The sequence below is a fragment of the Pseudomonas mosselii genome (assembly GCF_003205295.1).
Taxonomy (GTDB): Bacteria; Pseudomonadota; Gammaproteobacteria; order Pseudomonadales; family Pseudomonadaceae; genus Aquipseudomonas; species Aquipseudomonas mosselii_B.
On sequence record NZ_QJRP01000016.1, the window covers coordinates 1 to 22439 of the forward strand.

Annotated in this window: 19 protein-coding genes; 6 read left to right on the top strand and 13 right to left on the bottom strand. The window is 65.5% G+C overall.

Features of this window, described 5'->3' with window-relative positions; translation table 11 throughout:
* On the top strand, window positions 1-75 hold a 75-nt coding region (locus DMX06_RS26860), incomplete at its 5' end, for an IS3 family transposase (protein ID WP_375538105.1).
* A 115-nt stretch (window positions 76-190) separates the two neighbouring features.
* Here the strand turns inward: DMX06_RS26860 and DMX06_RS16020 are convergent.
* On the bottom strand, window positions 191-832 hold the full coding sequence (locus DMX06_RS16020) for a TetR/AcrR family transcriptional regulator (RefSeq protein ID WP_084942489.1): 642 nt from the start codon (window positions 830-832) through the stop codon (window positions 191-193).
* Between the two features lie 171 nt (window positions 833-1003).
* Here DMX06_RS16020 and DMX06_RS16025 point away from each other — a divergent pair, with 171 nt between their 5' ends.
* Both DMX06_RS16025 and DMX06_RS16030 read left to right on the top strand, forming a co-directional pair.
* Window positions 1004-2104, top strand: a complete 1101-nt coding sequence (locus DMX06_RS16025; protein WP_110738381.1) for an efflux RND transporter periplasmic adaptor subunit — start codon at window positions 1004-1006, stop codon at window positions 2102-2104.
* 6 nt (window positions 2105-2110) lie between these two features.
* Entirely contained in the window at window positions 2111-5176 is a 3066-nt protein-coding gene (locus DMX06_RS16030; protein ID WP_110738382.1) for an efflux RND transporter permease subunit, read from the top strand.
* Between the two features lie 65 nt (window positions 5177-5241).
* Here the strand turns inward: DMX06_RS16030 and DMX06_RS16035 are convergent, their stop codons facing one another.
* Both DMX06_RS16035 and plsB read right to left on the bottom strand, forming a co-directional pair.
* A complete protein-coding gene (locus DMX06_RS16035; protein ID WP_096049485.1) occupies window positions 5242-5931 on the bottom strand; it encodes a DUF4197 domain-containing protein in 690 nt (229 codons plus the stop codon).
* A gap of 65 nt (window positions 5932-5996) precedes the next feature.
* The gene (gene plsB, locus DMX06_RS16040; protein WP_110738383.1) at window positions 5997-8486 is read right to left on the bottom strand and encodes a glycerol-3-phosphate 1-O-acyltransferase PlsB; all 2490 of its coding nucleotides are present in this window, start codon (window positions 8484-8486) and stop codon (window positions 5997-5999) included.
* A 228-nt stretch (window positions 8487-8714) separates the two neighbouring features.
* Here plsB and DMX06_RS16045 point away from each other — a divergent pair, with 228 nt between their 5' ends.
* Complete coding sequence (locus tag DMX06_RS16045; protein WP_011535295.1) at window positions 8715-8924, top strand: cold-shock protein; 210 nt, start codon at window positions 8715-8717, stop codon at window positions 8922-8924.
* Between the two features lie 64 nt (window positions 8925-8988).
* Here the strand turns inward: DMX06_RS16045 and DMX06_RS16050 are convergent, their stop codons facing one another.
* The 4 genes from DMX06_RS16050 to DMX06_RS16070 form a co-directional block, all read right to left on the bottom strand.
* Window positions 8989-9366, bottom strand: coding sequence for a hypothetical protein (locus tag DMX06_RS16050; RefSeq protein ID WP_110738384.1), 378 nt, complete (start codon window positions 9364-9366; stop codon window positions 8989-8991).
* A 17-nt stretch (window positions 9367-9383) separates the two neighbouring features.
* Window positions 9384-10196: a putative RNA methyltransferase gene (locus DMX06_RS16055; protein ID WP_110738385.1), complete on the bottom strand. Its 813-nt coding sequence runs from the start codon at window positions 10194-10196 to the stop codon at window positions 9384-9386.
* Complete coding sequence (dapE, locus tag DMX06_RS16060; protein ID WP_110738386.1) at window positions 10196-11347, bottom strand: succinyl-diaminopimelate desuccinylase; 1152 nt, start codon at window positions 11345-11347, stop codon at window positions 10196-10198. The genes DMX06_RS16055 and dapE overlap by 1 nt, the downstream gene beginning before the upstream one ends.
* A 200-nt stretch (window positions 11348-11547) precedes the next feature.
* Window positions 11548-14139, bottom strand: a complete 2592-nt coding sequence (locus DMX06_RS16070; RefSeq protein ID WP_110738388.1) for a glycosyltransferase — start codon at window positions 14137-14139, stop codon at window positions 11548-11550.
* A gap of 288 nt (window positions 14140-14427) precedes the next feature.
* On the opposite strand from DMX06_RS16070, the gene tcdA reads away from it, so the two are divergent.
* Window positions 14428-15237: a tRNA cyclic N6-threonylcarbamoyladenosine(37) synthase TcdA gene (gene tcdA, locus DMX06_RS16075; protein ID WP_110738389.1), complete on the top strand. Its 810-nt coding sequence runs from the start codon at window positions 14428-14430 to the stop codon at window positions 15235-15237.
* A gap of 88 nt (window positions 15238-15325) precedes the next feature.
* On the opposite strand, the gene DMX06_RS16080 is transcribed toward tcdA, so the two are convergent.
* The 4 genes from DMX06_RS16080 to DMX06_RS16095 all read right to left on the bottom strand — a co-directional run bounded on the left by DMX06_RS16080 (window position 15326) and on the right by DMX06_RS16095 (window position 18454).
* Window positions 15326-15736 (bottom strand): SufE family protein, encoded by a 411-nt coding sequence (locus DMX06_RS16080; RefSeq protein WP_110738390.1) that lies wholly within the window; start codon window positions 15734-15736, stop codon window positions 15326-15328.
* A complete protein-coding gene (locus DMX06_RS16085) occupies window positions 15733-16938 on the bottom strand; it encodes a cysteine desulfurase (RefSeq protein WP_110738391.1) in 1206 nt (401 codons plus the stop codon). Before DMX06_RS16085 ends, DMX06_RS16080 begins: the two co-directional genes overlap by 4 nt.
* 91 nt (window positions 16939-17029) lie before the next feature.
* Window positions 17030-18064: a 2,3,4,5-tetrahydropyridine-2,6-dicarboxylate N-succinyltransferase gene (gene dapD / locus DMX06_RS16090; protein ID WP_110738392.1), complete on the bottom strand. Its 1035-nt coding sequence runs from the start codon at window positions 18062-18064 to the stop codon at window positions 17030-17032.
* Between the two features lie 42 nt (window positions 18065-18106).
* Window positions 18107-18454, bottom strand: coding sequence for an ArsC family reductase (locus DMX06_RS16095; protein ID WP_110738393.1), 348 nt, complete (start codon window positions 18452-18454; stop codon window positions 18107-18109).
* A gap of 280 nt (window positions 18455-18734) precedes the next feature.
* Here DMX06_RS16095 and DMX06_RS16100 point away from each other — a divergent pair, with 280 nt between their 5' ends.
* The gene (locus tag DMX06_RS16100) at window positions 18735-20381 is read left to right on the top strand and encodes a Na+/H+ antiporter (protein WP_110738394.1); all 1647 of its coding nucleotides are present in this window, start codon (window positions 18735-18737) and stop codon (window positions 20379-20381) included.
* Here the strand turns inward: DMX06_RS16100 and DMX06_RS16105 are convergent, their stop codons facing one another.
* Window positions 20382-21119, bottom strand: coding sequence for a hypothetical protein (locus DMX06_RS16105; protein ID WP_110738395.1), 738 nt, complete (start codon window positions 21117-21119; stop codon window positions 20382-20384).
* Window positions 21120-21240: 121 nt separating this feature from the next.
* Window positions 21241-22434, bottom strand: a complete 1194-nt coding sequence (gene dapC / locus DMX06_RS16110; RefSeq protein ID WP_110738396.1) for a succinyldiaminopimelate transaminase — start codon at window positions 22432-22434, stop codon at window positions 21241-21243.
* Window positions 22435-22439 lie beyond the last annotated feature (5 nt).

Here is a 22439-nt window from a genome sequence, read left to right on the forward strand (position 1 = left end):
AACCAAGAACGCATCAGTCTCAGACTGAATGGCTTGAGTCCGGTAGAATTCCGAACCCAAGCGCTGGCCGCATAGCGCTACCTGTCCAACTTTCGGGGGTCAGTTCACGTAAAGGCGAAAAGGTGACTAAATGTCGACATCGCCTACGAATTAGCATGCAAAAATCAAAACAATCACCCCCGAACCCGAACTACCCCCTGAAAGCCCGAACAAAAACCCCAACAGCCTCCCGCACATGCGCCTCAGCCTCATCCCCACTCAGCGCCTGCGCACATCCCAGCAACAACCGATAATCCGGCGCCCCCTTCACCAGGCAGAAGAAATGCTCCGCCGCCCGCAACGGGTTGTCGATCCGCAGCAACCCCCGCTGGTCGACACAGTGCAGCAGCGCCGCCATCCCGGCCATCACTCGCTTCGGCCCCGCCTCGTAGAAATACTGCCCAAACCCCGGATCCTGGCTACCGAGGGCAAAGATCAGGCGACTCAGCTTGACCGCCTCGTCACTGCTGATCAGCGCCTGGAACCCCCGGGCAATGTTCAGCAGCACATCCTCCACCGCCACCCCTTCCGGATACTCGAACATCAAGTCAGGCAGCTGGTTCTGGCAGGTGGACATGACCGCCGCGCCAAACAGCGTCTGCTTGTCGGTGAAATGGCTGTAGACGGTGAGCTTTGAAACACCTGCCGCCGCAGCGACCGCATCCATGCTGGTGTTGGCATAGCCAAGGCTGAGGAACAGGTGCTTGGCGGCTTCGAGGATGGCCTCGCGCTTGGCCAGGTCCTTGGGCCGGCCGGGGCCGATGGGTGCGTCGTTGGACATGAGGGACCGCATTCAGTGTGAAAGGGGCACATCTTACCGGGTCGTGAGGCCGTCGGCTGCAGCGTACGTCGCAACGCAAATATGGGTTTTCTCTGAAACGCCCGCTTCCCCGGCAAGGTTCGCTGACTTAATATACTCGTCAGTATAAATATTCGATGCGCCCTCTGCCAAAGGTCATTCATCATGTTGCGTCGTGCGTTGTCCCTCGCCCTGCCGGCAGCCGCCGTGCTCTTGCTTTCCGCCTGCGGCCAGGAGGCCGCGCCACCCGCCGCGCCGCGCCCGGCGCTGGTGGTCCAGCCGCAACCGGCGCAGGCCTCGGCCGACAGTTATCCGGGCGAGGTGCGCGCGCGCTTGGAGCCCGAACTGGCGTTTCGCATCGGCGGCAAGGTCAGCAAGCGCCTGGTGGAAGAGGGGCAGCGAGTCAAGGCCGAGCAGCCGCTGGCCGAACTCGATCCCCAGGATGTGCGCCTGCAACTGGAGGCCAACCGCGCCCAGCTGGCGGCGGCCGAGGCCAACCTGGCGCTAGTGCGTGCCGAACGCGACCGCTATCAGAAGCTGCTGGACCGGCAGATGGTCAGCCACTCCCAGTTCGACAACGCCGAGAACCTCTACCGTGCCGGCCAGGCGCGGCTGAAGCAGGCCAAGGCCGAGTTCGAAGTGGCCGGCAACCAGGCCGAGTACGCGGTGCTGCGTGCGCCCCAGGCCGGGGTGATCGCCAAGCGCCAGGTCGAGGTGGGCCAGGTGGTGGCCGCCGGGCAGACCGTGTTCACCCTCGCAGCCGACGGTGAGCGCGAAGTGGCCATCGGCCTGCCCGAGCAGCAGTTCGCCCGCTTCGCCGTCGGCCAGACGGTGAGTGTGGAGTTGTGGTCGCATCCGAACCGACGCTTCGAGGGCCGCATTCGCGAGCTTTCCCCGGCGGCGGACCCGCGTTCGCGGACCTTTGCCGCACGCATCGCCTTCACCTCCAACGACACGCCGGCCGAGCTCGGCCAGAGTGCCCGGGTGTTCATCGAGCATGCCGAACGCTCGCCGCTGGCGGTGCCGCTCTCGGCGGTGACCGCCGAGGCCGGCCAGGCCTATGTCTGGAAGGTGGGCAAGGACAACCGCCTGGAGCGTGCTCAGGTGCGCCTGGGCGCCTATGGCGCCGACAGCGTGCCGGTGCTCGAAGGGCTGCAGGCCGGCGACTGGGTGGTCGCCGCGGGTGGTCATGTACTGCGCGAAGGGCAACAGGTGCGGCCTGTGGACCGTAGCAACCGTGAAGTGAACCTGGCGGCCAAGGAGTAAGTCCCGATGGGTTTCAACCTTTCCGCCTGGGCGCTGCGCAATCGCCAGATCGTGTTGTTCCTGATGATCCTGCTGGCGGCGATTGGCGCCATGTCCTACACCAAGCTGGGGCAGAGCGAGGATCCACCCTTTACCTTCAAGGCCATGGTCATCCGCACCCTATGGCCCGGGGCGACCGCCGAGGAAGTGTCGCGCCAGGTCACCGAGCGCATCGAAAAGAAGCTGATGGAAACCGGCGAGTACGAGCGGATCGTCTCGTTCTCGCGGCCCGGTGAGTCCCAGGTCACCTTCATGGCCCGCGACTCGATGCATTCCGCGGACATCCCCGAGCTGTGGTACCAGATCCGCAAGAAAGTCGCGGACATCAAGCACACCCTGCCGCCCGAGGCGCAGGGGCCGTTCTTCAACGACGAGTTCGGCACCACCTTCGGCAACATCTATGCCCTGACCGGCGCCGGCTTCGACTATGCGGTGCTCAAGGACTACGCCGACCGTATCCAGATCCAGCTGCAGCGGGTCAAGGACGTGGGCAAGGTCGAGCTGATCGGCCTGCAGGACGAGAAGGTCTGGATCGAGCTGTCCAACGTCAAGCTGGCCACCCTGGGCGTGCCGCTCGCCGCCGTGCAGCAGGCGCTCAGCGAACAGAACGCGGTGAGCACCGCAGGCTTCTTCGAAACCCCTAGCGAGCGCCTGCAGCTGCGGGTCAGCGGGCGCTTCGACAGCGTCGAGCAGATTCGCCAGTTCCCCATCCGCGTAGGTGACCGCACCTTCCGCATCGGCGATGTCGCCGACGTGCAGCGCGGTTTCAACGATCCACCCGCGCCGCGCATGCGCTTCATGGGCGAGGATGCCATCGGCCTGGCGGTGTCGATGAAGGACGGTGGTGACATCCTGGTGCTCGGCAAGGCCCTGGAAGGCGAGTTCGCCCGCCTGGCGCAGAGCCTGCCGGCGGGCATGGAACTGCGCAAGGTGTCTGACCAGCCGGCGGCGGTGAAGGCCGGGGTCGGCGAATTCGTGCAGGTGCTGATCGAGGCCCTGGCGATCGTCCTGCTGGTGAGTTTCTTCTCCCTGGGCCTGCGTACCGGCCTGGTGGTTGCGCTGGCGATTCCGTTGGTACTGGCCATGACCTTTGCCGCCATGCACTACTTCGGCATCGGCCTGCACAAGATCTCGCTGGGGGCGCTGGTACTGGCCCTGGGCCTGCTGGTAGACGACGCGATCATCGCGGTGGAGATGATGGCGATCAAGATGGAGCAGGGCTACGACCGGCTCAAGGCGGCGAGCTATGCCTGGACCAGCACGGCATTCCCGATGCTCACCGGTACCCTGATCACCGCCGCCGGCTTCCTGCCGATCGCCACGGCGGCTTCCAGCACCGGGGAATACACCCGCTCGATCTTCCAGGTGGTGACCATTGCCCTGCTGACCTCCTGGGTCGCCGCGGTGGTGTTCGTGCCCTACCTGGGCGAGCGCCTGCTGCCGGACTTGGCCAAGCTCCACGCGGCCCGGCACGGCACTGATGGGCACGCCCCCGACCCTTATGCCACACCGTTCTACCAGCGCGTCAGGCGGGTGGTGGAGTGGTGCGTGCGGCGGCGCAAGACGGTGATCGTCCTGACCATCGCCGCGTTCGTCGGCAGCATCCTGCTGTTCCGCTTCGTGCCGCAGCAGTTTTTCCCGGCCTCCGGCCGGCCGGAGCTGATGGTCGACCTGAAGCTGGCCGAAGGCGCTTCGCTGAACAACACCGCCGAGCGGGTCAAGCAGTTGGAGGCGCTGCTCAAGCAGCAGGACGGCATCGCCAATTACGTCGCCTACGTCGGCACCGGCTCGCCGCGTTTCTACCTGCCGCTGGACCAGCAACTGCCAGCGGCGAGCTTTGCCCAGTTCGTGGTGCTGGCCAAGTCGCTGGAGGACCGTGAGCGTCTGCGCAGCTGGCTGATCGGCACCCTTGACCAGCAGTTCCCCGACCTGCGCTCGCGGGTCACGCGCCTGGAAAACGGCCCGCCCGTGGGCTATCCGGTGCAGTTCCGCGTCACCGGCGAGCACATCGAGAAGGTCCGCGCCCTGGCCCGCGAGGTGGCGGCCAAGGTGCGCGAGAACCCCCATGTGGTCAACGTGCACCTGGACTGGGAGGAGCCGAGCAAGGCGGTCTACCTGGATATCGACCAGGACCGCGCCCGGGCGCTGGGGGTGAGCACCGCGCACCTGTCGAGCTTCCTGCAGAGCTCGCTGACTGGCAGCAGCGTCAGTCAGTACCGCGAGGACAACGAGCTGATCGAGATCCTTCTGCGCGGCACCCCGCAGGAGCGGCGCGAACTGGGTAGCCTCGGCAGCCTGGCGGTGCCCACCGACAACGGCCAGAGCGTGGCCCTGTCGCAGGTGGCGACCCTGGAATACGGTTTCGAGGAAGGCATCATCTGGCACCGCAACCGCCTGCCCACTGTCACCGTGCGCGCCGACATCTACGACAAGGAGCAGCCGGCGACCCTGGTCAAGCAGATCCAGCCGACCCTGGCCCAGATCAAGAGCGAGCTGCCCGACGGCTACCTGCTGGAAGTGGGCGGCACGGTGGAGGATTCCGAGCGTGGCCAGCGCTCGGTCAACGCCGGCATGCCTTTGTTCATCGTGGTGGTGCTGAGCCTGCTGATGATCCAGCTGCGCAGTTTCTCGCGGATGTTCATGGTGTTCCTTACCGCGCCCCTCGGGCTGATCGGCGTGACCCTGTTCCTGCTGGTGTTCCGCCAGCCGTTCGGCTTCGTCGCCATGCTCGGGACCATCGCCCTGGCGGGGATGATCATGCGCAACTCGGTGATCCTGGTAGACCAGATCGAACAGGATATCGCTGCGGGCATGGAGCGTTGGCAGGCGATCATCGAGGCCACGGTGCGGCGCTTCCGGCCAATCGTGCTGACCGCGCTGGCGGCGGTGCTGGCGATGATTCCGCTGTCGAGAAGCGTGTTCTACGGGCCGATGGCGGTGGCGATCATGGGCGGGTTGATCGTCGCCACGGTGTTGACCCTGCTGTTCCTGCCGGCGCTGTATGCGGCGTGGTTCAGGGTCAGGAAGGACTGAAACATCGCGGGTCAAGCCCGCTCCCATGGTGGGAGCGGGCTTGACCCGCGATCGGAACCGACACCTCAGAGCGCGCCGAACACCTTCTTGGCCAGGCTGGTCGCGGCACCGGCCGGGTTCTGGCGAATGCTTTCTTCCTGCTTGGCGATCATCTCGAACAGCCCGTCCAGGGCTTTCTCGGTCACGTAGCTCTCGATGTTGGCGCTCTTGGCGTCAACCACGCCCAGGCCTGCGGCCTGCCCGGCAAAGTTGTTGTACTGCTGGGCCAGGCCGACCTTGTCGGTGGCCTGCTTGACGATCGGCAGGAACTTGGCACGGATCTGCTCGCGGCTGCTCTTGTTCAGATACTGGGTGGCCGAGTCCTGGCCGCCGCTGAGGATGCCCTTGGCATCGGTCACGGTCATCTTCTTCACCGCGTCCACCAGGATCGCCTGGGCTTGCGGCACCGCAGCCTCGGCGGCCTTGTTCATGCTGGTTTCCAGGGCTTCGACCTGTTCACCCTTGCCGAACATCTTCATGGCCTTGGCGGCCTTGCCGAGGTTGCCCGGCAGTTCGATGCGCACGTCGGGGTTGTTGCTGAAACCGCCGGGGGTGCTCAGTTGCTTGACGGCGATCTGCGCACCTTGGGTGAGGGCGTCCTTCAGGCCGCCGGAGGCGTCGCTCTGGGACAGGTCGCCGAGCGACAGGGCCAGGGCGTTGGCCGACAGCAGCAGGCCGGCGCACAGGGTGGTGAAGCGCAGGGAGGAGCGGATCATGGGGATTTCCTTATGGGCAGAAATGAGCAGGTTCAGCGTACCGGGTAGAGGGTGATTGGGCCAGTTCACTCAGTCGCCCCAGGCTCCGGCGTTTCATCGCGGTGCAAGGCCACCTGGCGGATCGACAGGCGCAGCTCTGCCGACAGCACGCGCTTGGCCACGCCTTCGGCCAGCTCGGCGAGCTTGTCGTGGTAGCCCAGCTTGCCATTGCCGTCCGGCTGCAGCACGCCCTCGCGCACCAGGGTCTGGATGAAGTGGCGGAACAGGGTCTTGTCGAAGAATTCCGGGGCGTTCAGTCCATGCAGGATCGACAGGCGCTGGGCCATCATCACGCACATCTCCTCCAGCTCTTCGGCGCTCAGCGTGTGTTGGCCGCTGTTGAGCAGCAACGAGGTGGCCATGTAGAAGCGCTGCAGGGTCTGGGTGATGGTGCGCGCGAGCAGAGTCAGCAGGACGAACTGCCGCGAGCTGGGTGCTGGACGCATGTAGATGTCCTGCTCCCTGCGCAGCAGCCCCTGCTCGACCAGCGCCGTCAGCCATTGGTCGATCACCTCGTCCAGTTGCTCGGGCGTCCAGCGCAGGAACAGCTCGGCCTGCAGGTACGGATACAGCGCCCGCACGTACTGGCCCAGCAGTTCGCGGCTCATGCGCGAGCTGCTGAGGAAGAAGCTCGCCAGCAGCCCCGGCAGGGCGAAGATGTGCAGTACGTTGTTGCGGTAGTAGGTCATCAGCACCGCGTTGGCTTCGTCCAGGTAGAGGATGCGACCCAGCGCGTCCTTCTGCTCGGCCAGCAGGTCCATGCCCAGCACATGCTCGATCAGCGCCTTGCCGTCGCCATCGGGCAGCGTGGTATGCGGCGAGTAGGGCACCTGGCGCAGCAGGGCCAGGTACAGGTCGAGCACGCGGGTCAGGGCGCGTTCGTCCAGGGCCAGGCGGCTGGTCGACAGCAGGGCCAGGGCCACCAGGTTGACCGGGTTGATCGCCGCGGCTTCGTTCAGGTGACGGGCAACCGTCTCGCCCAGGCGGGTGGTGGTGTCGTTGAGCCAGGCCGGGCGGAACTGCGGGCCGAGCGGCTGATCGCGCCAGCCGGGCTGCTGTTCGTCGAGGAAACTATTGAGGCGGATCGGTTCGCCGAAGTTGACGTAGACCTGGCCGAAGCGCTGCTTGAGCGCGCCGATGACCTTGAAGATGTCGAAGATCGACTCTTTCTTCTTGCTGGCGCCGCGCAGCTCGCCCAGGTAGGTGCGGCCTTCGAGCACACGCTCGTAGCCGATGTACACCGGAACGAAGACGATTGGCGTACGCGAGGAGCGCAGGAAGCTGCGCAGGGTGATCGCCAGCATGCCGGTGCGCGGCTGCAGCATGCGCCCGGTGCGCGAGCGGCCGCCCTCGACGAAGTACTCGACCGGGAAGCCCTTGGTGAACAGGGTGTGCAGGTACTCGTTGAACACTGCGGTGTACAGTGGGTTGCCCTTGAACGTGCGGCGCATGAAGAAAGCGCCGCCGCGGCGCAGCAGGCCGCCGATCACCGGCATGTTGAGGTTGATGCCGGCGGCGATGTGCGGCGGCGTCAGGCCGTTGCGGAACAGCAGGTAGGACAGCAACAGGTAGTCGATGTGGCTGCGGTGGCAGGGTACGTAGATCACCTCGTGGCCGGGGGCGATACCCTGCACCTGCTCGATGTGGTTGACCTTGATGCCGTCGTAGATCTTGTTCCAGAACCAGCTGAGCACCACTTCGAGGAAGCGGATGGCGGTGTAGGTGTAGTCAGAGGCGATCTCGTTGCCGTAGTGCAACGCCTTGGCCTCGGCCTTGGCGTAGGGGATCTTCTCGCGATCGGCCTCGTCGCTGATGGCCTGACGCACCAGCGGGTCATGCACCAGGCCCTTGACCAGGTTGCGTCGGTGCGAGATGTCGGGCCCGATCACCGCGGTCTTCAGGTTGCGGAAATGCACACGCATCATGCGTTGGGCCATGCGCACGGTGCGCTCGTGGCCCTTGTTGTGCTGCACCAGTTCGCGCAGGTGGATCGGCGCGGAGAACTGCACCCGGGTCTTGCGCCCCAGGATCAGCACGCTGAGCAGGCGGCGCAGACGGCCGGTGACGGCCCAGCTGTCGGCGAACAGCAGCTTCCACGGGCTCGACTCGCTGGCGGGGGTCTGGCCCCAGAACACGCTGACCGGGATGATCTGCGCGTCTTCCTCGGCGTGCTGGCTGATCGCCGCGACCAGGCGCTCGAGCGTCGGTGGTGCGCCACGTTTGTCTTGGCGGCCGAGCCAGTCCGGATCGGGGGTCAGGTAGAAGAACGCCGCGGGCTCCTGCAGCGGGCCGACGGCCACCGGCAGCACCGGGCGTGGCAGCCCCGCCTTGGTGCACTCGTGGTCGATCACGGCCAGGTCGGTGAGCGACGGCGAGGAGAGGGCGTAGAACACCGGTCGGCTACGGTCGAGCTTGAGCGTCAGCGAGGATTGGTTGATGGTTTCGGAGCGCACCCACAGGTAGAGAACGCGACGCAGGGCGCCGAAGATGAGGCGGCGCAGGGGGGAACGGGTCATGGGGTGGGGCCCTGGGTGAAAGTTTTCGTGTTTTACAGCCCGTTAGTCTGCCGTATCTGCGTAAGTTCAGCAAAATTCGGCCAATAACGACCCTGTCATGAATTTTTTTTGTTCCCTGTCATATACTCGGCCTGCCGCTTGCAGGATATTCGTGCAAGCTGCGTCGGCGCGGGCGGTGAGCCCGCGCCAGCAAGGCGATCTTCAAAATAAAAATCCGGAGTAGTTCAGATGTCGTCTCGTGAGACTGGGAATGTGAAGTGGTTCAACGATGCCAAGGGTTATGGCTTCATTCAGCGCGAAGGTGGTGCGGACGTGTTCGTCCACTATCGGGCTATCCGCGGTGAGGGGCATCGCACCCTGGTCGAAGGGCAGCAGGTCGAGTACGCCCTCGTGCAAGGCCAGAAAGGCCTGCAGGCCGAGGACGTGGTAGGGCTCTGAGCCTCGCGGCTGCACGCTCAAGCTGCAAGTTGACCGTGGAACTTGCAGCCTGATGCGAACGCCTTCAGTGCGTGCGCCAGGTGATTTCCTGCTCACCGTCGGCGCTGATGCGGATCCAACGATCGGCATCTTCTTCCCCGTCTTCCTCTGTCCAGCTGCCAGGCGCGCAACGCACTTCGACGTTGAGCGCGGCAAATGCCGCGCGGGCGCAGGCGATGTCGTCGGGCCACGGGGTCTGGTCGCTTTCCAGGTACAGGCTGTTCCATTTCCCCACAGCCTTCGGTAACCAGGTGACCGGAATGTTACCGGCCATGCACTTGAAGGTCTGGCCTTTCTGCTTCCATTCGCTGCACGGGCCCAGGGCCTGGGCGAGCCAGTCGGCGATCTGCTTGTGATCGACGTCGTCGTCCTTGAGGTAGATCTCGATATCGGGTTGACGCATGGGGGGCTCCAGTGTGCTCAGTCTTGGCGCACGAAATAGTCATAACGCATGGAAACGGTGACCTCGAAGGGTTCGGGCTGGTCGATCACCCGTGCGCGCTTCTCGGCGCTGGCACGCCAGCCGTGCGGGGTCATGGCCAGCAGGTCGGCGCGGGCCTTGGCGTCGGCCAGGCTCAGGCGGAACTCGAGGATCTCACCGTGGGCGTGGGCCATGCCTTCGGGGACCAGGGCCAGGTGCTTGTCGTCGGCGTACGGGCGCACTTCATCGTAGAGCACCTCGCGCAGCTCCATCAGGTGGCCGCTGGTCGGGCCGACTCGCATGAGGCCGCCGCCGGGCGCCAGCAGGCGCTTGGCCTCCTGCCAGTCGAGCGGGCTAAACACGCTGGCGATGAAGCCGCAACTGGCATCGGCCATAGGCACGCGGGCCATGCTGGCGACCATCCAGGTCACCTCGGGGGCGCGGCGGCAGGCGCGCTTGACCGCCTCGCGGGAGATATCCAGGGCGTAGCCGTCGGCGGCCGGCAGGGCCTGGGCGATCTGCGCGGTGTAGTAGCCTTCGCCGCAGCCGATGTCCAGCCAGGCCTGTGGCTGGCGCTCGGCGGCCAGTTGCGCCAGGCGGCGCGCCACCGGGGCGTAGTGGCCAGCGTCGAGGAAATCGCGGCGGGCTTCGACCATGGCCTGGTTGTCGCCTGGATCGCGGCTGTTCTTGTGCTGCACCGGCAGCAGGTTCAGGTAGCCCTGGCGGGCACGGTCGAAACGGTGGCCGGCAGGGCAGGCCACGCCGTTGTCGAAACGCGCCAGCGGCGCCTGGCAGAGAGGGCAGGCGAGCATCAGGCGAGCAACCGCACCAGGGTCTGGTAGTAGATCTCGGTCAGCAGGTCGAGGTCGCTGGCCAGGATGCGTTCGTCCACCTGGTGGATGGTGGCGTTGACCGGGCCGAGCTCGACCACCTGGGTGCCCATGGTGGCGATGAAGCGGCCATCGGAGGTACCGCCGCTGGTGGATGGGCGGGTTTCGCGACCGGTGACCGCCTTGATGCTCGACGACACCGCATCGAGCAGCTCGCCCGGTTCGGTGAGGAAGGGCAGGCCCGACAGCGCCCAGTCGATGCTCCATTCCAGCTGATGCTTGTCGAGGATCGCTGCGACGCGCTGCTGCAGGCCCTCGACCGTCGATTCTGTGGAGAAGCGGAAGTTGAACAGCGCGGTCAGCTCGCCCGGGACCACGTTGGTGGCGCCGGTGCCGGAGTTGAGGTTCGAGATCTGGAAGCTGGTCGGCGGGAAGAACGCGTTGCCTTCGTCCCAGTGCTCGGCGGCCAGTTCCGCCAGGGCCGGCGCGGCTAGGTGGATCGGGTTGCGCGCCAGGTGCGGGTAGGCCACGTGGCCTTGCTTGCCGCGCACCGTCAGCTTGGCGCCGAGTGAGCCGCGACGGCCGTTCTTGACCACGTCCCCGAGCAGGGTGGTGCTGGACGGCTCGCCGACGATGCACCAGTCCAGGCGTTCGTTGCGTGCCTTGAGGCGCTCGACCACGGCCTTGGTGCCATGGTGGGCCGGGCCTTCCTCGTCGCTGGTGATCAGAAAGGCGATCTTGCCGCGGTGATTCGGGTAGTCATGCACGAAGCGCTCGCTGGCCACCACCATCGACGCCAGGCTGCCCTTCATGTCGGCGGCGCCGCGGCCGCAGAGCATGCCGTCGGCATCGATCAGCGCCACGAACGGTTCATGCTGCCACTGCTGCACCGGGCCGGTGGGGACCACGTCGGTGTGGCCGGCAAAGCACAGTACCGGGCCGTCCTGGGTGCCATGGCTGGCCCAGAAGTTATCGACGTCCTCGATGCGCATCGGCTCGAGCTGGAAGCCGACGGCGCCCAGGCGGTTCATCATCTGGGTCTGGCAGTCGGCGTCGACCGGGGTGACCGAGGGGCGACGGATCAGGTCGCAGGCCAGTTGCAGGGTAGGCGAGAGCTCGGCTGGGGCCGTCATTGAGGGACTCCGGGGCAAGGCAAGGCGGGGAAACTGAGGGGCGTTATCTTATATCAAACTGACAGGCCAATGGGGCCGCTGTGCGGCCCTTTCGCGACACAAGGCCGCTCCCACAGGAGTTGCACAGGCCTTCTGGGCTGCGGTAATCCTGTAGGAGCGGCCTTGTGTCGCGAAAGGGGCGCAACGCGCCCCCGGCGATCTCAAGCCTGTTGTGGCGCTGCAACCTTCTCCACCGGCTTGGGCAACGACGACAGCAACGCCATCACCAGCGCCGCCAGGTACGGCAACGACTGCACCAGCAGCATCGCCACCCAGAAGCGCATGTCGGAACTCGGCAATCCTTGCACCAGGTAGATCCCCAGCGCCGCGCCCCACAGCAGCAACATGATGAACAGCTCTTCGCGTGCTTCGGAGATCGCCACCAGCACACCGTGGCTGTCGGCATTCTTCGGCGTGCGGAAGAACGGCATGCTGCTGGTGAAGAACCCGTACAGCACCGCCTTGGCGATGGTATGCGACAGCGCCAGCCCCGCCAGCGCTGCGGCGAAGGCATCTTTCATGTTGACCCCCACCGCGCGGCGGTAGAGGAAGACGATCTTGCCGACCTTGAAGAAGAACAGCGCCAGCGGCGGAATGGCGAACATCATCAGCGGCGGGTCGACCCGGTGCGGCACGATGATCATCGCCGCCGACCACAGCAGCGCGCCGACGGTGAAGAAGATGTTCATGCCATCGGCAATCCACGGCAGCCAGCCGGCCAGGAAGTGGTAGCGCTGGCCACGGGTCAGCTCGCTGCCCTTGCCACGCAGCAGGGCGCCGGCGTGGTGCTTGATGATCTGGATGGCGCCATAGGCCCAGCGGAAGCGCTGCTTCTTGAAGTCGATGAAGGTGTCGGGCATCAGGCCCTTGCCGTAGCTGTTGTGGGCATAGGCCGCCGACAGACCCTTCTCGAACACGCGCAGGCCAAGCTCGGCATCCTCGCAGATGCACCACTCGGCCCAGCCCAGTTCCTCGAGCACGCTGCGCCTGGTCATGGTCATGGTGCCGTGCTGGATGATCGCGTCACGGTCGTTGCGGGTGACCATGCCGATATGGAAGAAGCCCTTGTACTCGCTGTAGCACAGCTTCTTGAAGGCGCTCTCGTGCTGGTCGCGGTAGTCCTGGGGCGATTGCACCACGGCGATCTTCGGGTCGGCGAAGTGCGGCACCATGTGCTTGAGCCAGTTGCGATCGACACAGTAGTCCGAGTCGATCACCGCGATCACCTCGGCGTCCTTGGCAGTGTGCGGGATCAGGTAGTTCAGCGCGCCACCCTTGAAACCGGCCAAGGGCGCGACGTGGAAGAACCTGAAGCGCTCGCCGAGCTTTTCGCAGTGGGCCTTGAGCGGCTCCCACACGGCCGGGTCCTTGGTGTTGTTGTCGATCACCAGCACTTCGTAGTCTGGGTAGTCCAGCGCGGCGAGGGCGTCCAGGGTCTGCTTCACCATCTCCGGCGGTTCGTTGTAGCACGGCACATGTACCGATACTTTGGGCCGGTAGGCGCTGTCGCCTTGCACGGGCAGGAACTCCCGCCGTCGCTTGTGAATCCAGACCGCCTCGGCCAGTTCGTGGGCCTCGGTCAGCAGCACGATGAACACCCCGAGCGCGCCCAGCGCCAGCAGCACGCCCACGGTGAGGCTGAACCAGGTGCTGTACTGCTGGCTGTAGTCATAGGCGATCCACACCAGCACCGACCCGCACAGGAAGGTGATGAAGGTGAGGAAGGTGCGCCCGCGCTGGCGCAGGGCCGAGCCGTCGATCAGCAGGATGGCCAGGGCGATCATCGCCAGCACCACCGAGGCCACGGCCAGGGCGCGCCATTGCGGGATTGCCACGATCGGGCCTTCGAAGTTGAATTTCTGCTGGCGCTCGGCGTTGTACACGCCCCAATAGGCGCCCACCGAGCCTTCGTCGCTGGCCTTCCACGGCTGATCGTAAGCTTCGATGACGAAATAGTTGTAGCCGCGGCGGTTGAGGGTGTTGACCAGGGTGCGCAGGTAGATGGCCTGGTCGGCCTGGGTGGCGTCGGCGCCGCCGCGCATGCGGCCGTTGCTTGGCCAGCCGACCTCCGAGAGCAGCAGCGGCTTGCGCGGGAATTGCTTGCGTAGCTCCCGGGCACGGTCGAGGACGAACTGCACCGAGTCCTTCATGGGCACGAACTCCCAGTAGGGCAGGATGTGCGCGGCGACCAGGTCGACGTGTTTCGCCAGTTCCGGGTGCTCCTTCCAGATGTGCCACTGTTCACTGGTGGTCACCGGCACCTTCACCGCGGCGCGGACCCGGTCCAGATAACCGATCAGCTGCTCGGCGGTGACTTCCTCGCGGAACAGCGCTTCGTTGCCGACCACCACCCGTACCACGCTGCGCGAGGTATTGGCCAGGCCGATGGCTTTTTCGATCTCCCGCTCGTTGCGTTCCTGGTCGTTGCTGATCCAGATCCCCAGGGTGACGCGCAGGCCAAGCTCCTCGGCCAGGCGCGGCACCTCGGCCTGGGTACCCTCGACGGTATAGATGCGGATGTTGTCGGTCAGCTTGTTCAGTTGCTCGAGGTCCTGGCGGATCTCGTCCTCGCTGGGGTACTGGCCCTTCTGCGGGCTCTGGCCGAGACGGAAGGGCGAGTAGGAGAAACCGGAAATCTGTTCCGGCCAGGCGGGGGCGGATACCGGGCGATTGATCAAGGCCCAGAACCCGGTGAACAGCGCGGCGATGGCCAGGACCACCACCAGGTTGAGACCGAATTTGCGTGAAGACATAGGTGTTCGAGGTTCCGAAGAGGGGCGCGAGGCGTCGCCGCTGGGGCGTGGGTCCCACGGATTCCGGGGAAGGTAACCCGTTGGATTGTCGACAGGGGATGTAGTTCTCAGTCCACCTGCCTGTCGTCCAGATATAGTTACTTGATAGGACATTAAAGCAGGCTTGGTAGGACTTTTTCCAACCCGTGGCCGCTCTGGCATGCCCGGGCGGCATGATCGGGTGGTGCGCTTTGCCCGCGAACCCATGGCTTGGCCTATAATGCGCGCCGGTTTTTTCGGGGTATCAGCATGAGCACAGAAGATCCACGCTTCGCCGGCGTTGCCCGGCTCTACGGCGACGACGGCCTGCAGCGCCTGCGCCAGGCGCATGTGGCCATTGTCGGCATTGGCGGGGTCGGTTCGTGGGCGGCCGAGGCCCTGGCCCGCAGCGGCGTGGGCGAAATCAGCCTGTTCGACCTGGACGATGTCTGCGTGAGCAACACCAACCGCCAGGCCCACGCCCTTGAAGGCCAGGTCGGCCGGGCCAAGGTCGAGGTGATGGCCGAGCGCCTGCGGGCGATCAACCCGGCGTGCACGGTTCATGCGGTGGCCGATTTTGTCACCCGCGAGACCATGGCCGAGTACATCACCGAGCAGATGGACTGCGTGATCGACTGCATCGACAGCGTGATGGCCAAGGCGGCGCTGATTGCCTGGTGCCGCCGCCGCAAGATCGCCATCGTCACCACCGGTGGCGCCGGCGGGCAGATCGATCCGACCCAGATCCAGGTCGGCGACCTCAACAAGACCTTCAACGACCCGCTGGCTTCACGGGTGCGCTCGACCCTGCGCCGCGACTACAACTTCTCGCGCAACACCAGCCGCAACTATGGTGTGCCGTGCGTGTTCTCCAGCGAACAGCTGCGCTACCCCAAGGGGGATGGCAGCGTGTGCCTGCAGAAAAGCTTCGTCGGTGAAGGCGTGCGCCTGGACTGCGCCGGTGGATTCGGTGCGGTGATGATGGTGACCGCGACCTTCGGCATGGTCGCGGCGAGCAAGGCCGTGGAAAAACTGGTGGCCGGCGCGCGCCGGCCTTCAGAGCGGATCAAGCCTGAATAAATGGGGCCCTTCGCGGGTAAACCCGCTCCCACAGGTCTTGCACACTTCCTGTGGGAGCGGGTTTACCCGCGAAGAGGGCAGCACCGATTCAACGGTTAGACACCAGCTCCGCCATCTTCAGCAACACCGCATGTAGCCCATTGCTGCGCGACGGCGACAGCTGCCGCTCCAGCCCCAACCGGGTAAACCAGGCGCTCAGGTCCAGCCCCATCAGTTGATCGCTGGCCAAGCCTTGCACCCGCACCAGCAGAAGCGCCAGCAAGCCCCGCAGCATCCGCGCATCGCTGCCGGCCTTGAACCGCCACTGGCCGTCATCTTGCACCGCCACCAGCCATACCAGGCTTTCGCAACCGTGCACGCGGTTGTCCTCGGTCTTCTGCGCATCCGTCAAAGGCTCAAGGCGATCCCCCCACTGCATCAGCAACCGCGCCCGCTGCTCCCACCCGCGCGCCTGCTCGAAACTCTCCAGCGCCTGGCTGGCCTCGGCCGACAGGCTCATCGCAGCAGCTCCAGGCCCTGGTCGAGCGCCTCGAAGAAACGTTGCAGGTCGTCGCTGTCCGAATAGAGCCCCAGCGACACGCGGATAGCGCCGTCCAGACCCAGGTGCCTGAGCAACGGCATGGCGCAATGATGCCCGGCGCGCACGGCGATGCCCTGTTCGGTCAGCAGATGGGCAATATCGGCGTTGTGCACCCCATCAATGACGAAACTGGCGAGCGCCGCCTGCGGTGAGCCAAGCAGGCGAACGCCCTCGCGATCAGCCAGGCCGCGCACCAGGTGTTGGTGCAGGGTGGCTTCATGGATGGTCACCGCATTGGCGTCGAGGCTTGCCAGGTAATCCAGGGTAGCGCCTAGGCCGATGACACCGGCGATCGGCGGCGTGCCGGCCTCGAAACCCAGCGGTGCCGGGCGGAAGCTGGCCTCCTGGTAGTCCGCCAACTGCACCATCTCGCCGCCGTACTGCCAGTGGCGCAACAGTGCCAGCGCCTGCTGGCGGCCGTACAGCACCCCCACGCCATCCGGGCCGTAGAGCTTGTGGCTGGAAAACACATAGAAGTCGCAGTCCAGTTGCTGCACATCGTGGCGACCATGGACCACGCCCTGGGCGCCATCGACCACACTCAGCGCGCCCTGGGCTCGGGCATGGGCTAGCAATGGCGCCAGCGGCTGCCAGGTTCCCAGTACATTGGACAACTGGCTGATCGCCAGCAAGCGGGTACGCGGGCCGATCAGTTGCAGGGCCTGTTCCAGGTCGACATGCCCCAGGTCGTTCACCGGCAGGATCACCAGGCGCAGCTGGCGCCGGTGCGCCAGTTGTTGCCAGGGCAAAAGGTTGGCGTGGTGTTCCAGGGCGCTGACGGCGATTTCGTCACCGGCCTCGAAGCGGTGCTCCAGGCCATAGGCCAGCAGGTTCAGGGCCGAGGTGGCGCCGTGGGTGAAAACGATCTGCCGCGCGTCGGCGGCATTGAGCCAGGCGGCGACCTTGTCGCGGGTACCCTCGAAGGCCTGGGTGGCCAGGGCGCCGGGCAGGTGCTGGGCGCGGTGAACATTGGCGGCGCCATGGCCATAGTAATGGCTCAGGGCATCGAGCAGAACCTGGGGCTTCTGGGAGGTGGCGGCGCTGTCCAGGTAGGTCTGGTGCTGCCGTTGCAGGGCGGCGATGGCGGGAAAATCGGCACGCCACGGGGAGGGCTGGAACATGTTAGCGGGGCCTGGAAAGAAAAATCGGGTCTGCCCACAGGCAAAACCTGGGAGCAGACCCGATCTTATCACTTCAAACCCAGGCAGGTTCTCAGTTGTGCGCGTGCAGCGCCTCGTTCAGCTCGATGGCCGACTTGTGGGTCTTGCACTCCACCGCGCCGTTGAGCGAGTTGCGGCGGAACAGCAGGTCGGTCTGGCCGGCCAGGTCGCGGGCCTTGACCACCTTGACCAGCTGGTTGTTCTCGTCCAGCAGGTTCACCTTGGTGCCAGCGGTGATGTACAGGCCGGCCTCGACGGTGTTTCGGTCGCCCAGCGGAATGCCGATGCCGGCGTTGGCGCCGATCAGGCAGCCTTCGCCGACCTTGATGACGATGTTGCCGCCACCGGACAGGGTGCCCATGGTCGAGCAGCCGCCGCCAAGGTCGGAACCCTTGCCGACGAACACGCCGGCGGAGACGCGGCCTTCGATCATGCCCGGGCCTTCGGTGCCGGCGTTAAAGTTGACGAAGCCCTCGTGCATGATGGTGGTGCCTTCGCCGATGTAGGCGCCCAGGCGCACGCGGGCGGTGTCGGCGATACGCACGCCTGCCGGCACGACGTAGTCGGTCATCTTCGGGAACTTGTCCACCGAGAACACTTCCAGCAGTTCGCCTTTGAGGCGCGCTTCCAGTTGCAGCTCGGCCAGCTCGGCCAGGTCGACCGCGCCCTGGTTGGTCCAGGCGACGTTCGGCAGCAGCGGGAAGATGCCGGCCAGCGATACGCCGTGCGGCTTGACCAGGCGATGCGACAGCAGGTGCAGCTTGAGGTAGGCCTCGGGGGTGGAGGTCAGTGCGCCGTCTTCTGCCAGCAGGGTGGCGACCAGCGGCTTGTGGCTCTCGGCCAGGCGGGTCAGCAGCGCGGCCTGGGCGGCATCGATGCCCTTGAGCGCGTCGGCCAGCTGGGCGGCCTGGGCGGTGGTGAAGGCGATGGCCTGGTTGCCCCCTTCATAGCCCAGCACCGGCGCGATGGCCGCGACCAGTTCGGCGGACGGCTTGAGCACTGGCTGTGCGTAGAAGACTTCCAGCCAGGCGCCCTGGCGGTTCTGGGTGCCGACACCGAAGGCCAGGCTGAACAGCGATTGAGACATGCGATTACCTCGTACGAAAAGGGGATGGAGCGTAATGCGGAATCAGGCCAGCGCCGCGGCGTACAGGTCGGGCTTGAAGCCGACCAGCGTGCGCTCGCCGAGGTCGAGCACCGGACGCTTGATCATCGACGGTTGGGCGAGCATCAGTTCGACGGCCTTGGCCTGGTCGAGGTTGGCCTTGCTGGCGTCGTCGAGCTTGCGGAAGGTGGTCCCGGCGCGGTTCAGTACGACTTCCCAGCCGTGCTCGTCGCACCAGCGGTTCAGGCTGTCGCGGTCGATGCCCTGGGTCTTGTAGTCGTGGAAGTCGAAGCCGATGGCCTTGTCTTCAAGCCAGGTGCGGGCCTTTTTCATGGTGTCGCAGGCTTTGATGCCGTAGAGAGTGTAAGCCATTGAATGCCTGGGGCAGCCTGGTCGGGCCGGGCGTCCCCGATGCTCCTTGAAGATTGGGTGGGCCGATTATGCGGCATCGATGGGGCTGGCGCCACGGCTGCGGGCTGGAAGGCCACGCCGATGTGTTTCACCGCTTCTCGCGTAGCATTGTGTTACATATTCCTGGCCAGGCTGCGACTATCGTGCAGCGGTCCACAATAGCGCATCCTCGCTAACATATTGTTTCAATGGCGATGTTTCGCCTCGCTGTGGTTTCTCCGATCAAACAGGAAGCTTGCCGATGCAGTCAGCCTATACCGTTCTAATCCTGCTGATGCTGGTGAGCGTGTCGAAACTGGTCGGGCGGGTGCTGCCGCTGCCCCTGCCGCTGGTGCAGATCGGCGCCGGCGCCTTGCTGGCCTGGCCGACCCTGGGGCTGCACGTGGCGCTGGACCCTGAGCTGTTCCTGTTCCTGTTCCTGCCGCCGCTGCTGTTCGCCGACGGCTGGCGCATGCCCAAGCGCGAACTGTGGCGCATCCGTGGACCGGTGGTGGCGCTGGCGGTGGGGCTGGTGCTGTTCACCGTGGTCGGTGCCGGTTACTTCATCCACTGGCTGTTGCCGAGCATTCCGTTGCCGGTAGCCTTCGCCCTGGCGGCGGTCCTGTCGCCCACCGACGCCGTGGCCGTGTCGGCCATTGCCCAGGACCGTCTGCCGACACCGCTGATGCATATGCTCCAGGGCGAGGCACTGATGAACGACGCCTCGGGCCTGGTGACCTTCAAGTTCGCCCTGGTGGCGGCGATCACCGGGGTGTTCTCGTTGACCGAGGCCAGCCTGACCTTCGTCCTGGTCGCCCTTGGCGGGCTGGCGGTGGGAGTGGCGCTGAGCTGGCTGGTCGGGCGCCTGCGCATGTGGATGATCACCCGTGGCTGGGACGACCCGGCCACCCACGTGGTGTTCATGCTGCTGCTGCCCTTTGCCGCCTACGTTCTGGCTGAACGGCTCGGCGTATCCGGCATTCTCTCGGCGGTGGCCGCCGGGATGATGCAGAGCTGGCTGGACCTGCTGCCCCGGCAAACCAGCACCCGGCTGCTCAACCGCAGTGTCTGGTCGCTGCTGGAGTTCGCCTTCAATGGCCTGATCTTCCTGCTGCTGGGCCTGCAACTGCCGGACATCATCAAGGCGGTGGTGAGCGACGAGGCCGCCGCGTGGCCGACCCTGGCCTGGCGCTGCCTGGACGTGGTGGCGATCTTCGCCGCGCTGGTGTTGTTGCGGTTCATCTGGGTGCAGAGCATCTGGCGGGCTATTGGCGTGGTTAGACGCTGGCGCGGCAAGCCCGCGCTGGTGCTGATGCCGACCGCGCGCTCCTGCTGGTTGCTGACCCTGGGCGGCGTACGCGGCGCGGTGACTCTGGCGGGCGTGATGTCGGTGCCGCTGCTGATCGGCGCGGGCAAGGCGTTTCCCGAGCGCGACCTGCTCATCTTCATTGCCGCCGGGGTGATCCTGCTGTCGCTGGTCAGTGCCTGTATCGCCCTGCCGATCCTGCTGCGCGGCGTGACCAAGAGTCCGGACGAGCGTTTGCACCAGGAGGTGCAGGAGGCCTGGCGGCGTACCGCCGAGGCGGCAATTCATGCGCTCGAGGCCGAAGAGGTGATCGATACCAAGGCGCCGCAGGATGCCGCCCAGGCGACCCTGGCCACTGAGCTCAAGGCGCGGCTGATGGCCGAGTACCGCGATGAACTGGACAGCTACAACGACAGCGCCGAAGCCAGGGCGCTGGCCGAGCAGATGGATCAGCTCGAGCGTCGCCTGCGCCTGCGCGCCCTGCGTGCACAGCGGCTGGAGTTGTACGAGCTGCATCGCCAGCACCTGGTGGGGGATGAAGTGGTCCGCCAGGTGCTGGGCGAACTGGACCTGAGCGAGGCCAACCTCGGGCAGGTCCGCTAGCTATTTGCACGAAGCCGGATAGGCCAGGCGCATGAAGCGCTTGTCCTTCTTGCTGATTTTCAGGTTATGGCTGCGCTTGAAATCGTGGCGCGTGTGTTTCTGCCTGATGCGGTAATGCATGATCGACCGCTTGTCATAGGGCAGGATGAGCAGGTCGCCGTTGTCGGGCAGTGGCAGGAATTGAATGGCGAGGTCCTCTTCGATCAGGTCGGCGAGCTCATCCGGGCTGTTGGCCTCGTCGGCCAGGACCGCCGCCAGCAACTGACGCACCGCGTCCAGATCCCAAGGGATGTTGGCTCGTGGGTGTTGGTGCTCGTGCTCCATGCCCAGTGCGTGCCCGAACTCATGCAATACGAACGACTCGAACAGCGGGTCGGACAGTTTGCTTCCCAAGGCCATGGTTGGGCCATCCACCTCCTGGGCCCAGGTTCCCAGGAAACTGAAATTCACGCCTTCCTGCACATCGGTCTGGATGCGGATCTCGGCTTCTTCGACATCGTTGTCGAGGAGTTCGAATTTCAGATTGGCGTATTTCAGCCATTGGCATGCGGTGTCGAAAATCGATTTCTTGAGCCATGGGCATGGCGTGCCGATGAACGAGATCCTGAGCGTCTGGCCTGGGCGCCAGAACATGGAATGATCGGCCACCGAGCGTTTCTTGCGCGGCTTCATCGCTTGGGGCAGTTGCAGCTTCTGGCGTAGGCGGAAGATCGCGTTTGCCACGAGTACATCGGACATCGTTGTGCACCTTCAGGGGTTGAGAGGTGCCAACTATCGGTCGCCAGCGTTCTGCACCGACGTTACTTAATGCTTGCCTCGATTGAGATTGCGCCCCCCCTGTGAGGAGGGGCGCCTGCCATCAGCGGCCCAGGAACGCGCGAATCCGCTCGGCCGCCTCGATGCACTCGGCCAGCGGCGCGACCAGCGCCATGCGCACGCGCCCGGCACCCGGATTGACCCCGTCCACCTCGCGGGACAGGTACGAACCCGGCACCACGGTCACATGCTCGGCCTCGAACAGGTCGCGGGTGAAGTCGGCGTCGCTGCCCGGCACCTTGGCCCACAGGTAGAAGCTGCCGTCCGGGCGTTGCACGTCGAGCACCGGCTGCAGGATGTCGAGCACGGCATCGTACTTGGCACGGTACTGGTCGCGGTTGTCGCGCACATGGGCCTCGTCCTGCCAGGCGGCGATGCTGGCCAGCTGGGTCTGCACCGGCATGGCGCAACCATGGTAGGTGCGGTACAACAGGAACGGTTTGATGATCTCGGCATCGCCGGCGACGAAGCCCGAGCGCAGTCCCGGCAGGTTGGAGCGCTTGGACAGGCTGTGGAACACCACGCAGCGCTTGAAGTCATTTCGGCCCAGCTGCGCGCAGGCGCTGAGCAGGCCCGGTGGTGGCGCGTCCTCGTCGAAGTACAGCTCGCTATAGCACTCGTCGGCGGCGATCACGAAGTCGTGCTCGTCGGCCAGGGCGATCAGCTTTTTCAGGGTGTCCATTGGCACCAGGGCGCCGGTGGGGTTGCCCGGGGAGCACAGGAACAGGATCTGGCAACGCTTCCATACCTCGGCCGGCACGGCGTCGAAGTCGGGGTTGAAACCGTTGTTTTCCAGGCAGGGCAGGTAGTGCGGGGTGGCGCCGGCCAGCAGGGCCGCGCCTTCGTAGATCTGGTAGAACGGGTTGGGGCTGACCACCAGGCCGTCCGCAGCGCGATCGACCACGGCCTGGGTGAAGGCGAACAGCGCCTCGCGGGTACCGTTGACCGGCAGGATATGGCGGTCGGCGTCCAGCCAGTCGGCCGGTACGCCAAAGCGCCGCTCGCACCACTGGCCGATGGCCTGGCGCAGGGCCGGCAGGCCCAGGGTGCTGGGGTAGACCGCCAGCTTGTCGAGGTTGTCAGCCATTGCCTTGGCGACGAAGGCCGGCGATTCGTGCTTCGGCTCGCCGATCGACAGGGCGATCGGACGTTTGTCCGCCGCCGGCTTCACGCTCCCCAGCAGGGCACGCAGTTTCTCGAACGGGTAGGGCTGGAGCTGGGTCAGTGCTGGGTTCATTGGCG

Excerpts from the sequence above, each read along its gene's own strand:
- DMX06_RS16020 (WP_084942489.1), bottom strand. The coding sequence starts at position 832 with ATGCGGTCCCTCATGTCCAACGACGCACCCATCGGCCCCGGCCGGCCC.
- DMX06_RS16025 (WP_110738381.1), top strand. The coding sequence starts at position 1,004 with ATGTTGCGTCGTGCGTTGTCCCTCGCCCTGCCGGCAGCCGCCGTGCTC.
- DMX06_RS16030 (WP_110738382.1), top strand. The coding sequence starts at position 2,111 with ATGGGTTTCAACCTTTCCGCCTGGGCGCTGCGCAATCGCCAGATCGTG.
- DMX06_RS16035 (WP_096049485.1), bottom strand. The coding sequence starts at position 5,931 with ATGATCCGCTCCTCCCTGCGCTTCACCACCCTGTGCGCCGGCCTGCTG.
- plsB (WP_110738383.1), bottom strand. The coding sequence starts at position 8,486 with ATGACCCGTTCCCCCCTGCGCCGCCTCATCTTCGGCGCCCTGCGTCGC.
- DMX06_RS16045 (WP_011535295.1), top strand. The coding sequence starts at position 8,715 with ATGTCGTCTCGTGAGACTGGGAATGTGAAGTGGTTCAACGATGCCAAG.
- DMX06_RS16050 (WP_110738384.1), bottom strand. The coding sequence starts at position 9,366 with ATGCGTCAACCCGATATCGAGATCTACCTCAAGGACGACGACGTCGAT.
- DMX06_RS16055 (WP_110738385.1), bottom strand. The coding sequence starts at position 10,196 with ATGCTCGCCTGCCCTCTCTGCCAGGCGCCGCTGGCGCGTTTCGACAAC.
- dapE (WP_110738386.1), bottom strand. The coding sequence starts at position 11,347 with ATGACGGCCCCAGCCGAGCTCTCGCCTACCCTGCAACTGGCCTGCGAC.
- DMX06_RS16070 (WP_110738388.1), bottom strand. The coding sequence starts at position 14,139 with ATGTCTTCACGCAAATTCGGTCTCAACCTGGTGGTGGTCCTGGCCATC.
- tcdA (WP_110738389.1), top strand. The coding sequence starts at position 14,428 with ATGAGCACAGAAGATCCACGCTTCGCCGGCGTTGCCCGGCTCTACGGC.
- DMX06_RS16080 (WP_110738390.1), bottom strand. The coding sequence starts at position 15,736 with ATGAGCCTGTCGGCCGAGGCCAGCCAGGCGCTGGAGAGTTTCGAGCAG.
- DMX06_RS16085 (WP_110738391.1), bottom strand. The coding sequence starts at position 16,938 with ATGTTCCAGCCCTCCCCGTGGCGTGCCGATTTTCCCGCCATCGCCGCC.
- dapD (WP_110738392.1), bottom strand. The coding sequence starts at position 18,064 with ATGTCTCAATCGCTGTTCAGCCTGGCCTTCGGTGTCGGCACCCAGAAC.
- DMX06_RS16095 (WP_110738393.1), bottom strand. The coding sequence starts at position 18,454 with ATGGCTTACACTCTCTACGGCATCAAAGCCTGCGACACCATGAAAAAG.
- DMX06_RS16100 (WP_110738394.1), top strand. The coding sequence starts at position 18,735 with ATGCAGTCAGCCTATACCGTTCTAATCCTGCTGATGCTGGTGAGCGTG.
- DMX06_RS16105 (WP_110738395.1), bottom strand. The coding sequence starts at position 21,119 with ATGTCCGATGTACTCGTGGCAAACGCGATCTTCCGCCTACGCCAGAAG.
- dapC (WP_110738396.1), bottom strand. The coding sequence starts at position 22,434 with ATGAACCCAGCACTGACCCAGCTCCAGCCCTACCCGTTCGAGAAACTG.